The sequence below is a fragment of the Antarcticirhabdus aurantiaca genome, from assembly GCF_009765365.1.
Lineage (GTDB): Bacteria > Pseudomonadota > Alphaproteobacteria > Rhizobiales > Rhizobiaceae > Antarcticirhabdus > Antarcticirhabdus aurantiaca.
In genome coordinates this window covers 40,579-52,186 of sequence record NZ_VTOM01000034.1, presented here as the reverse complement: position 1 = coordinate 52,186, position 11,608 = coordinate 40,579, and the positions used below count along the sequence as shown (strand labels likewise).

Sequence of the window (11,608 nt, the reverse complement as noted above, 5' to 3'; positions counted from 1 at the left end):
AAAGCATCGCCCCGATCGGCGATGATCCCCTCGTCAGCCTGCCAACCCTCGCAGTCTGATCTGCCCGGCCCAAGCCGGCAACCGTGGTGGCCCTTCGCGAGCTACACCACGCCAAGGGACACGACCCGGTCGAGCGCCGTGGCTGGGCAGCTTGCCCATCGGGCGCCGACGACATGACCGTCGTGGCAGGCCTGCCAGCGAGATCGCCATGGTTCACCGCCGTCCGGCGGGGACGTGACCGCGGGGCGGCAGGGCCGGCTTGCTCCACCGGCCCGGCGGGTCCGTCCGTCAAGTGCACCTTCAGCGCCGTTGGAGGTAGCATGAATCGAAATCCCCAGATGCGATGCGCTTCGGCGCATTGAGAAATAATTTCACAGCATGAACCGAGTTGTCAACAGCATTATACGGCTGATGAGCTTGCAGATAATTCACGCATGTTCTCCATATCGCTCGACCAGGTGCGAATCCTTGCTTTAGTAGAATGGATTGGCGGCGTGAATCCTCTGGTTTTGTGGAATAGTACTTGTTGAGGCAGGCGGCCGGAAGGTGGTGCAGGGATTCGCCGTGTCGAAGCAGGGATCGGCACGGCGCCGCGAGACGACGACGGGGCGCCGGTAGCGGCACGAATCCTTGCCGGCGCCAGGGCCGCGTGTCGGGATGCTGCTTCGCGAGCCGGAGAGCCGCCTCCAAGTCCCCGGGATGGTCCGTGCGCGACGGCACCCGCGGCGCGCGTTGGCTTCGCGGTGGTGCCCGCCGTCCTCTTGGCAGGCCGAAATGCGCGACCGTCATGACGGACGTCCTTGCAGCCTCGAGCGCCGGAACCTCGCACGCGCCCGCGGGCGCAGTCCCGGGACGGCGCTCGTGTCGCTCGGGACCGTGCGGGAAGGCTACTCCTGGCCTTCGTCCGGGATCGCCAGGAGGTGCCCGCAAGCCTTGCAGTGGACGGCGTCGGGCTCGTGTCGCATCAGCGCGCACCGCGGGCACCGGAAGGATACCTTGTAGGGCCGGAACAGGGCCTGCGCGAGGCGCACGAACAGCGAGATGCCGACGATCATGGCCACGATGGACGTCAGCTTCCCGGGCGTGCCCGGCAACGTCACGTCACCGAAGCCCGTCGTCGTCACGGCCGCGACCGTGAAGTAGAGCGCGTCGACCCAGTTCTCGATGCCCGAACCGGCTCCCGCGAACGCTATGTAGACGAACCCGGTGAGCACGAAGAGACATGTCACGAGGTTGACGACCGCGCGTCCGGCGTCCTCCCACTCCTGACGACCACGCCGGCGCAGGAAGTGCTAGAAGAGATCCTTCTGCGAAAGGGTCCAGAGCCTCAGGATGCGCAGGAAACCGAGGTTCACCAGCCACGTCGGCGCGAGCAGGGTGGCCAGAACGACGATGTCCACCCAGACCACTGGACGGCGGATCCATCTCGAGACCCGCCTGGTGCGGATCGCGAGGTCGAGCCCGTTCTCGATGATGTCGTAGTAGCGATTGGAGGAGACGATCTCGATCGAGATCGCCGGGTAGAGCCGCCTGAACTGCGCCACGACGGGCATGAGGTGCAGCAGCGAGAAGGACAGGGACGCCCCGACGCGCAACCGCCCTGTCGGCGTGTGGGCCTTCGCCGACACGTTCGCCTCCGCCGCCTCCCAGTTCGCGAGAAGCTCCAGGGCCTCGGCGAACAGCGTCTCGCCCTCGCTGGTGAGGCTGAGCTGGCGGGTCGAGCGCTGCACGAGGCGGGCGCCGAGCTGGGTCTCTAGGCTCATGAGGTGGCGGCTGATGCCGGACACCGACAGGTTCAGCTCGGCCGCGGCGCATGTCATGCTCCGCGCTTCCGCGATCCTGACGAACGCCTGCAACTCTGTCCAGCGATCCATCTCAGTGCCTTCGGTGGCAGCGGCATCCTCGACGATCTCCCGCTCGTTCTCCGGTGTAGCGGGTGGACTGTGACCGAGTCGAGAACGCTGGATGCCGATCAGCGGCGCCCACCAACATGGGCGACAACAGCCGGTCCGGCACGGTCAGGCACCCGTATGGCATTGCAATCTGATGCTGACACACAGGCTGCACGGGTGGGCTGCCACTGACCATGGAAGGGACGCACTTGCCGGAGCCAGCCCCAGGGCGGCATGCTCGCTCGCCGAGTGGGTCGATTCCGATCTAATCAAGACCCAAGTCGAGGGGCTCTCAAGATGGCGCTGCGGCGTGTGACTCTGCCGGAATTCCTGCAACATTCCAACGCGGGAGCGCCGGATCTCTTGCCGCTCGTGCATACGACCCAGGGGCACAACCTTTTCGACATCATCAATGCGAGAAGATTGGTTGCGACGGATTGTGATGTCTTCGAAGGGGAGAAGCTTTGCTACATGTTCTTGGGGCGACCTGCCTACAAGGTTCGCCCGAGTGATGATCCGCTCTATTGGGAGTTGCCGATAGCCTTTGTGACGAAATTTCCAACAGTACCTCAGCCGAAGCGAGTATTTCCATTCGATAGCGGTGCTTTCCGGCGAAGCTTGCTTCCTAGGTCAATCACGGCGTTCCCCATCGAGAACTTCAACATGTCAGGCGACAACAGCCTTATCAGTCGCTTCATAGCAGTTTTTTATGGCTCCAACGAGGCGTTTTACAAGGGTAAGGCATATTCGACTGACAGAATTAGAGAAGAGCACATCATTGGGGTCGAGCACATGGAGGTGGAGGCTGCAATTTCTCTCCATCAGGGCCGCTTGACAGGCGCTTTTGATGACCGCGCTAAGTCTATCGAGTTGCAATACTCTGAAGATATCGAATTCCGACAGGGTGATTTGCTCGCGATCATTCTTCCTGAGCAATACAGACAGTCCTTAGAGTTAGATGCAGCAATGCGTGATATGAGCTGCGAGGTGAGGTACTATGACACTTATCCTCTGCGGGTTGATGCGTATTACGCTCAGATTTACGACATCACCAACAAGATAATCAAGAAGTATGCTGATGATTGAGTGGGTATTTTGTGGCTCGCTTCGCCTGAGCCGTTCTGAAAATATTCTTGGCATCCCGTTGTATAAAAACAGTGGAAGCAACGAGGTGTTTGTTCCAGAGACTGATGACGATCTGAATATAACCCGCTTCTGTTTGTTTGGGGACGTCGATCGATACGACGTGGATTATTTCTGCGCCTTGGAGTTTCAGCGGGCGCGCTGTCGTGTAGGGGATCCTGTTATTGTGCCGTTCTGGATAGACGGACACTCCCAAGCTGTGTGGGGTGACATCGACCTGGCGGACTTACAGCGAAGGTACCCACCACCCGATCAGGGCCTGGATGTCCTATGGTCGGTGCGACAGGTCCGTTCGGCTTCGGGCGATGGCGGCGAGGACGCGGTCATCGAGGAGTCGCTAGGCCGAGCCGACGAACTCGTGCACCTCCTCGATCTTGATCCTGCCAATACAAAGCATTGGCTCAATCTGTTCAAGTTCGGCTCTGGGAGAACCCCGAATTCCCGGACACTTGATGCAGGGCGAGCTGAGACTGCACGCGCCGTTGCGATGCGGTGGCTCAAGCATTGGCATCTCAAAGGGAGCTATGAACTCTGCCTTGAGGTTCTGGGAAACGGTTATCAGGGATACTTAAGCCGCGGTGAGGTCGAGCACGTCGTCTTCGCTCAGTACCTACAGCGTGTTTTGTCCGGCATTGGGAGGACAGTTTCGAAGAAGGAAATATCTGTTTCACACAAACGTTTCTTTCCCAAAGGACTGCTATTTTTTCTGCGAGAAAGCTATCGTCCGACCAAGTACAAAGCGTTTCTTTCCGAAATTGACATGGTTGCTCCCAGTTATGATGAGGCTCATCGCCTCATTGAGGGATCGTTTGAGTCGTCCTTTGTTAGCTTGGTGAGGGAAGATCGCTTGCATGATGCCCTCCAACTCGTGATCCAGATCTACGGTGTCGAGGATCTTCCTAGAGCGACCCGTGAGATGATCTCTTTCCGTTTGAGTGACATGGAGAACAACTTCTACGCGGCGATGATGACGATTCGTTATGCTCAAGCGAAAACACCACAGGAGCACCTAAGTTTGCACAATCAGGCTGTGGATTTGTACGGCGATATTGCTTCTATAGAATTGTTCAATCGCATGTTGAGAGGTGAGGCGCGATTGTCCGGCGAGCAGATGCCAAGGATTGATATGGACACGCGAGAAGAGCTTGAGGCCATGGCGGAAGAGCACAGCGTCTTCGGAAGAGTCTGACGGCATCCTTGCTCCCCCATATTCTCGCTCTGGACGGGGGTGGCAGGGGGTATGCGCGGCGGCGCCCCGCTTGCAATCGCCCGGTACTTGGCATCGATCCTTCAAGATCCCGCGCAAGCGTCGCACCGCACTCGCCAGAGACCATCCTTGCGAAGGCGCCCACTCAGACCACAGCCGTCGCATATTCTCTCCGATGCAGCCTCGGCCCAGTCGCAGATGTCGTCGACCCTATCGCTGCCGTTGTGCGTCAACCTGAGCAGGCCCCATTTCTCTTTGATGTCGGCCCAGGCGAAAAACACACGTTCTTCCTCATCCTCCACAGCGTCCACCCGCCTGAAGACCTCGCCGAGCAGCTCGGACCAGCCGTTGCCGACCGCGAAGTGGAAGGTCCCTTGCGGGAACTGACTCTCGAACTCTCGGTTCAGGCGCGTCCGCCAGCCTATGCCGTCGTCCATCGTCCGCTCCTCAGTGCTGGCGGCCTTCGAACCAACGGAGCTTGATAAGTTCCTCGACGTAGCGCCTCAGGTCGCGAAGGCTTCCCTGCGCACCGAATGCATTGGTGAGCGCCCCAAGCTCCTCTCCGTCGAAGGGTGGTTCCATGCCGGGTTCGAGATCGAGTTCGGCTAGGAGGTCGCGCCGGATGCGGTCGGAAAGTGCGGGAACGTGCTCGGCCGAGGGCAGGGGCACCTTCAGAACGCGCAGCCTGCTCCGGAGTGGGCCGGGAAGCCCCTGCGTCGAGTTGGCGGTGAAGAGCCAGATGATACGCGAGGCGTCGATCTCGGCGTCGAGAAAGAGGTCACGCCACTTGGTCGCCGACAGCGGCTCGAGCAGGGATAGGAGCGGGTCGTGCACCGATCCGGCCGAGGACCGTCCCGCCTTCTCGAGCTCGTCGACGATGACGCCGGGATTGGCGAGCTTGTGCTGGGTGAACAGGCGGAGCGGCACCGAAGGATATGCGCTCGACCAGCGCCGCGGCGATCCCGTCAGGCCATGGTCCGACGTCGTTCCCGCGTCGATGGCAGCGAAGGGCATGCCGAGCGCGTCGAGGAGGTCGCGGCACAGACGGCTCTTACCCGCTCCCGGCGGTCCGACCAGGAGGGTCGGCCGGATTGAGACGGGCCGATCCTCGGCGAGGTCGGCAAGGATCCGATCGATCGCGGATGCTGCATGCAGGTGGCCGGCGTGAAGGTCCCGGCGCGAGTCGGCGAGGCCGCTTGCATGGACGAGCGGCAGCGCCTTGCCGATGACTTGCTCGATGTCCCACTGCTTCCGGTCGTCGCGGCTGAGCGTCGCGCTCGGCACGACGACGCGGCCGGACGAATTCTGTCGAAGGTCGGGCTCTTCGGGCGTTCGCGACTCTTTAAGGTTTCGCTTGGCGACGGCCACGGCGAGGCTGCTTCCCTCCTCGTAGCCCTCGCCGTAGCCGAGCTCGCGGGCGCTTGTGCTCACGCCCGCCCAGAGGGCCGCCGTGGCATCAATGCCGATGGCCTTCGGGTCCGTGGCCGACCTGACCGTCCCGCTGCGGCCCTCGCTCGCCAACCCGTGCGCGAGGGTGCCCCAGCCGACCGCGTGTCCCACCATGGTTTCGGCATCGGTGAGTGCCCGCGCGACGAGGCGGCGGCCTTCGTCGTCGAGCGTGCGCCCGCGGAAGGAATCGTGAAGCGCGACCATGAGGACGACCTCGGCGGCGCATCGTGCGCTGACCTCGAGCTGAGCCGGGCGGTACCCGGCGCCCGCGAGGTGGAACAGCAGCGCCCACTTGAGTGGCTCGTCGGGACTGGCGAGGAGTTCCGCGAGCGGCATGTCGACCAAGTGATCCTGGCCGGCCTCCATGGCGCCGAGGACGCTGTCGACGAGCATTCGGATGCGCTCGTCCCCGAGGTTCTCGCGCGCTTCATTCAAGTGCCTCTCCAGGCCCGTGCGACCGCGAGATGCCAGATCATGGATGAAGTGCCGTTTGCGAAGGCGGGCGCTTTCGTCCCTAGCCAGCGCTTCCGCAGCGTTCTCGTTCACCGACCGACTCCGCAGGTGATCCTCGTGATGGGCGAGCGTTCGCGGCGCCGGTTGCCGGGCATGACATCCTGAACCGACGCTGTCGGGTCACGTCGCCCGTACGCCGGCCCGGCGGAGGCTGGCGCTCGCCCGATCGCGGAAGGTCGCCGCGACGGTTCGAAGCCGCTCGGTGGGCGGCTCGATGCTGGCGAACGCCGCCGGCTCAGGAAACAGCTCGGGTATGTCCCCCGCGTAGAGGGCGAGCCAAGCCAGGGCCTGCCAAAGGATCTCGCCGCCATCTTCCTGAGACCCGTGGTCCTGGCTGTATGCTCTCGCGACGGACACGAGCGCCAGCGGGATCAACGGGTCGCTGTCGCCCAGGTGCATCGCGTAGATCCAGCACCTGAACACGCCCGATCGCGCGTCCATGGACCAACTCGAGAGATCTGCGGCCTTGAGGGCATCCACCGCCGCCCGCACTGCCGGAAGCGGCTCGTCGGTGATCATTGCCTTGCAGGCGGCCCGAAGGTCGCTCAGTCTGTTCGCCGGATCCCTGTCCTCCACCTCCCGCAGGAGCGTGGCGGCGAACATCCGGATGTCGCGACCGAGGTCGTCGCACAGGAAGGGGAAGCCGTGCAGCAACTGGTCCGTCGTCGGAAGGCTGTAGCCGGACAGCACCCGCTCGCGCGAGCCACCTGCCCCCCCACCGTCGTTTTCCCCGTGCGTGGGGGACGTGATCATGTCTTGCGCCATGGAACTGCACCCTCCCGGCACGCCCCGTGCCGCCCAGTCACCCGGGTCCTGGCCCGCGCGCGAATCACCTTGCCCCGCCCGCCCCGGGGTAACGAGGCGTCGGCGGATGCCATCGGGTATTAAACGGGATTCAATATCCCGTCCATTACCCATCTGAAATCTCTGCCTCGCTTCTTCGGCACTAATTGTTGACAGAATACGTGCTGAGGGGATCCTGCCCGGGATGCCCGCTGACCCCAACCTGCTCAAAGCCGCGCGTATCCTGCTGGGTCTGTCGCAGGACGACCTCGCGAGCGCGGTCGGCATCACTAGGAAAAGCCTCGCCCGCGTCGAGGCGGGCGGCGTCGACTCGACGCTCGGGACTGTCGAGGCGATTAAGGTCGCTCTCGAACTGCGCGGCATCATGTTCCTCGGTGGTTCGGAGTCGTTCGGCCCCGGCTTGAGGGTCCCCGCCGATCTTGCGTCCGGATGGGAGTTAGAACGGGCGAAGCTTGCGCTCGAGCGTGAGCGGGGACGTCCGAAGACCCCGAACGAGCAGGCTTGAGCGACCGTTCGCTCTGCTCATGGTGGATCGGGCTGTTTGATGGAGGCTGATAAGCGCGCCCTCCCTTGCGCATGGAGGCAGGAGCGTTGAGGCCAGCAGTGGGTGGAAAGGGGACTGTCCGGTTTAGCGCGGCGCCATTCGAAAAGCCGTCCTTCCGGCTGATCGTGCGTCACCTTCGTTCAAACCGCGATGTGTTCGGTGAGTACGGCCCATCTCACGTCAGAGACGAAGCTTGTGCCAAACGGAAGCCGGACGGCCTGCTCCCTCGCTCAGCTCTTGCCGATCATGTCGCGGATCTTGCGGCCGAGCTCGTCGAGGTTGAAGGGCTTGGTCACGACGTTGGTGCCATGGTCGAGATGGCCGTGGTTGAGCACGGCATTCTCGGCGTAGCCGGTGACGAAGAGCACCTTCAGCCCAGGGCGCAGCTCGCGCGCTGCATCCGCCACCTGCCGGCCGTTCATGCCGTTGGGCAGGCCGACATCGGTGACGAGGAGGTCGATCGCCGCGTCCGAGCGCAGGACCTTCATACCGGAAGGACCGTCGCCGGCCTCGATCGCGGTGTAGCCGAGCTCCTCCAGGACGTCGACGACGAGCATGCGCACCAGCGGCTCGTCGTCGATCACCAGCACCGTCTCGCCGGCGCCGGCCTTGCCCAGCTCGCCGCCGGGCGGCTGCGTCTCGACTTCGGCTTCTCCGATATGGCGAGGCAGGTAGATGCAGACCATGGTTCCCTGGCCGACCTCCGAATAGATCCGCACCTGCCCGCCCGACTGGCGGGCGAAGCCGTAGATCATCGAAAGGCCGAGCCCGGTGCCGACGCCAATGGGTTTGGTGGTGAAGAAGGGATCGAAGGCCTTCTCCACCACCTCGCGCGACATGCCGACGCCGTTGTCAGAGACGCACATCGAGACGTACTGGCCGGGCGGTAGGTCGCGCTCGCGGCTCGCCCGGTCGTCAAGCCAGCGGTTCGCCGTCTCGATGGTGATCCGGCCGCCGTCCGGCATGGCGTCGCGGGCGTTGATGCACAGGTTCAGAAGCGCGTTCTCGAGCTGGTTCGGATCGACGAGAACGTTCCAGATGCCGCCCCCGGCCACGCTCTCGACCTCGACCGAGGGACCGACGGTCCGACGGATCAACTCCTCCATGCCCATGATCAGCGCGTTGATCGCGGTGGGTTTGGGCTCCAGCGTCTGGCGCCTCGAAAAGGCGAGCAGCCGGTGGGTCAGGGCAGCGGCGCGCTTGGACGCTCCCTGCGCGGCGACGAGGTAGCGGTCGACGTCGGCCACTCGTCCTTGCGCGATACGCGCCTGCATCAGTTCCAGCGAGCCGGAGATGCCGGCGAGGAGATTGTTGAAGTCGTGAGCGAGGCCGCCGGTGAGCTGGCCGACGGCTTCCATCTTCTGGCTCTGGCGTAGCGCCTCCTCCATGTGGCGCTGCTCGGTGACGTCGCGGGCGACGCAGTAGAGGAGGCCGTCCTCCGGCACGGCAGTCCAGCTCAGCGTGCGATAGCTGCCGTCTTTGGAGCGAAAGCGGTTCTCGAAGTCGTAGGTCGTCCGCCCGGCAGCGAGGTCGCCGATCTCCGAGCGGGTCTTGGCGACGTCGTCGGGATGCTCCATCCACTGCGAGGTGCGCCCGACGATCTCGTCGGCCTCCCAGCCGAGCACGCGCGTCCAAGCCGGGTTGACCGAGAGCCAGATCCCGGCGGCGTCGGCGACGCCGATGAGATCCTGGCTGACGGCCCACATCCGGTCGCGCTCGCGGGTGCGCTCGGTGACCTTGCGCTCCAGCGCCTCGTTGGCCTCCGACAAGCGGTCGGCCGTTTCGCGGCGTGCAGCCGAAAGGCGCAGCGCGCCCTCGACACGGGCGAGCAGCTCGCGGGCGCTGAAGGGCTTGACGAGGTAGTCGTCGGCGCCTGCCTCCAGCCCCTCGACCGAGGCCTCCTCGCCGGCCCGTGCCGAGAGGAGGATGATCGGAAGATCGGCGGTGCGCGCGTCGGCCCGCAGCTCGCGGATGACGCCGAAGCCGTCGAGGCGCGGCATCATCACGTCGGAGAGCAGGAGGCTCGGCTTGGCGGCCGTTGCAGCCTCGACGGCCCGGCGCCCGTTCTCGACCGCTTCGACGACGTAGCCCGCCTGGCTCAACAACCGCTCGACGTAACCGCGCATGTCGGCATTGTCCTCGGCGAGAAGGATATGCTCGCCGCGCCCGCACTCGGGAGCGGCCGGCGCGTCGGACCGCGGGTCGTTCGCCACCTCGTCGACGCCGGGCAGCCAACGAAGGGCCTCGGCGACGAAGGTCTCGGCGCGCGTGGCGGTCGAGGCGGCGGGCCGCTCGGGCTTGGCGGCGGCCGCTCGCTCGGTGCCGAAGGGAAGGGTGACCAAGAAGACCGAGCCGCCGCCCGGCCGGTCCGTCACCGCGACCTCGCCGCCGTGGAGGACGACTAGATCCTTGACGAGGGCGAGGCCAATGCCCGTTCCCTCGTGGGTGCGCCCAACCTGTCCCTCGACGCGGTGGAAGCGCTCGAAGACGCGGGCGCGCTCGGCCTCGGGGATGCCGACGCCGCTGTCCTCGACCTCCAGGTGCGCGCCCTCGGCCGTTTCGCGAAGCCGCACCGCGACGCCGCCCTCCAGCGTGTATTTGAAGGCGTTGGAGACGAGGTTGAGGACGATCTTCTCCCACATCTCGCGGTCGATCGAGACCGGGCGTGACAGGGGCGGGCAGTCGATGCGGTAGCTGAGCCCGGCGCGGTTCATCGCGGTCTCGAAGCTGCGCGCGAGCTCGCTCGTATAGGCGGCGAGGTCGACGGGCTCGAAGCTCGCCTGGACCCGGCCCGCCTCGATCCGGGAGAAGTCGAGGAGGGCGTTGACGAGGCGCAGGAGGCGCTGGCCGTTGCGCTGGACGAGCTCGACCTCGCCGCGGGCCACGGGGAGCCTGCCGTCCGGCGCATCGATGCGCTCCAGCATGTCTTCCACCGGGCCCAGCATCAGCGTCAGGGGCGTGCGGAACTCGTGGCTGGCATTGGAGAAGAAGGCCGTCTTGGCGCGGTCCAGCTCGGCGAGTTGCTCGGCGCGCAGCCGCTCCGCCTCGTAGGCCTCGGCGTTGACGATGGCGGTGGCGACGTGGGCGGCGGCGCGCTCGAGAAGCGTGCGGTAGTCGGCGTCGATGCGCCGGCGCGGGCTGATGCCGACGACGAGGAAGCCGTGCGGCGCGTCGGGCCGCGCCCCCTGGATCGGCACCACGACCGCCTCTTCGACGGGTTCCGGCCAGGGTGCCGAGGGCAGGCGGCGGTCGAAGCGGCCGGCCAGGCCGGACACGCTCGCCGTGGCCCCGGCGCGCAGCATCTCGGCGACCGGCCAAGGCGTCTGGTTGTCCCGCGGATCAATCCGGGCGGGCGCGAGGTCGTCGCTCGTCTGAATTCCGCAAGCCGTCACCAGCTCGTACTCGCCGGCTTGGCCGCGCAGATAGGCGAGGCAGAACGGCACCTCCTCCGGCATGCGAGCGAGGGTGCTCACTGCCGCGGCGCAGGCTTCGCGAGCCGTGCGGGTCTGCGATGTCGCTTCCGACACCTCGCGCAGGAGCCGCTCGCGCCGTTCGGACAGGACGCGCTGGGTCGTCTCGGTCACGGCGGTGAAGATGCCCTCGACCGTGCCGTCCTCGCCCCGCACGGGCGAGTAGCTGTAGTAGAAGTAGCATTCCTCGACGTAGCCGAAGCGATTGAGCGGCAGGAGCTGGTCCTCCGACCAGGTCGCCTCGCCCCGCTCCATGACCTGGTCGAACATCGGGCCGATGATGTCCCAAATCTCCGACCAGACCTCCGGCCCCGGGCGGCCGAGCGCCCAGGGGTGCTTCTGGCCGGGCACCGGCGACCAGGCGTCGTTGTAGATCAACGCCCGCGTCGGACCCCAGTAGAGGACGATGGGAAAGCGCGAGCCGAGGCAGATCGACACCGCCGAGCGCAGCGCCGTCGACCAGGTCTCGACGGGTCCGAAGGGGGTCTGCGCCCAGTCCTTCTCGCGCATGAGGCGGGCCATCTCGCCGGGGACCTGAAGGAAGGCGAGGCGGCTGGTGTCGGTGTCGAGCACGGAAAGTTCGTTG

The 11,608-nt window shown here is 65.1% G+C and carries 7 protein-coding genes and 1 pseudogene; 3 read left to right on the top strand and 5 right to left on the bottom strand.

All coding sequences use genetic code 11. The annotated features are described in order from the left end of the window. Positions 1–887: 887 nt before the first annotated feature. Positions 888–1,874, bottom strand: a pseudogene (locus FZN60_RS29090) (LysR family transcriptional regulator). A gap of 315 nt (positions 1,875–2,189) precedes the next feature. Here FZN60_RS29090 and FZN60_RS26985 point away from each other — a divergent pair. After that, positions 2,190–2,978, top strand: a complete 789-nt coding sequence (locus FZN60_RS26985; protein WP_158877239.1) for a hypothetical protein — start codon at positions 2,190–2,192, stop codon at positions 2,976–2,978. After that, positions 2,971–4,224 (top strand): hypothetical protein, encoded by a 1,254-nt coding sequence (locus FZN60_RS26980; RefSeq protein WP_158877237.1) that lies wholly within the window; start codon positions 2,971–2,973, stop codon positions 4,222–4,224. Before FZN60_RS26985 ends, FZN60_RS26980 begins: the two co-directional genes overlap by 8 nt. A gap of 101 nt (positions 4,225–4,325) precedes the next feature. On the opposite strand, the gene FZN60_RS26975 is transcribed toward FZN60_RS26980, so the two are convergent. The 3 genes from FZN60_RS26975 to FZN60_RS26965 all read right to left on the bottom strand — a co-directional run bounded on the left by FZN60_RS26975 (position 4,326) and on the right by FZN60_RS26965 (position 6,969). Beyond that, positions 4,326–4,679: a hypothetical protein gene (locus tag FZN60_RS26975; protein ID WP_158877235.1), complete on the bottom strand. Its 354-nt coding sequence runs from the start codon at positions 4,677–4,679 to the stop codon at positions 4,326–4,328. Positions 4,680–4,689: 10 nt separating this feature from the next. Next, positions 4,690–6,126 (bottom strand): AAA family ATPase, encoded by a 1,437-nt coding sequence (locus FZN60_RS26970; protein ID WP_158877233.1) that lies wholly within the window; start codon positions 6,124–6,126, stop codon positions 4,690–4,692. A gap of 198 nt (positions 6,127–6,324) precedes the next feature. Beyond that, positions 6,325–6,969: a hypothetical protein gene (locus FZN60_RS26965; RefSeq protein ID WP_158877231.1), complete on the bottom strand. Its 645-nt coding sequence runs from the start codon at positions 6,967–6,969 to the stop codon at positions 6,325–6,327. Between the two features lie 223 nt (positions 6,970–7,192). Here FZN60_RS26965 and FZN60_RS26960 point away from each other — a divergent pair, with 223 nt between their 5' ends. Further along, entirely contained in the window at positions 7,193–7,513 is a 321-nt protein-coding gene (locus tag FZN60_RS26960; protein WP_158877229.1) for a helix-turn-helix transcriptional regulator, read from the top strand. A gap of 269 nt (positions 7,514–7,782) precedes the next feature. Here the strand turns inward: FZN60_RS26960 and FZN60_RS26955 are convergent, their stop codons facing one another. Further along, positions 7,783–11,595 (bottom strand): ATP-binding protein, encoded by a 3,813-nt coding sequence (locus tag FZN60_RS26955; RefSeq protein ID WP_199266664.1) that lies wholly within the window; start codon positions 11,593–11,595, stop codon positions 7,783–7,785. Positions 11,596–11,608: the final 13 nt, after the last annotated feature.

Coding starts and splice junctions, on each gene's coding strand:
- FZN60_RS26985 (WP_158877239.1), top strand. CDS start 2,190: ATGGCGCTGCGGCGTGTGACTCTGCCGGAATTCCTGCAACATTCCAAC.
- FZN60_RS26980 (WP_158877237.1), top strand. CDS start 2,971: ATGATTGAGTGGGTATTTTGTGGCTCGCTTCGCCTGAGCCGTTCTGAA.
- FZN60_RS26975 (WP_158877235.1), bottom strand. CDS start 4,679: ATGGACGACGGCATAGGCTGGCGGACGCGCCTGAACCGAGAGTTCGAG.
- FZN60_RS26965 (WP_158877231.1), bottom strand. CDS start 6,969: ATGGCGCAAGACATGATCACGTCCCCCACGCACGGGGAAAACGACGGT.
- FZN60_RS26960 (WP_158877229.1), top strand. CDS start 7,193: ATGCCCGCTGACCCCAACCTGCTCAAAGCCGCGCGTATCCTGCTGGGT.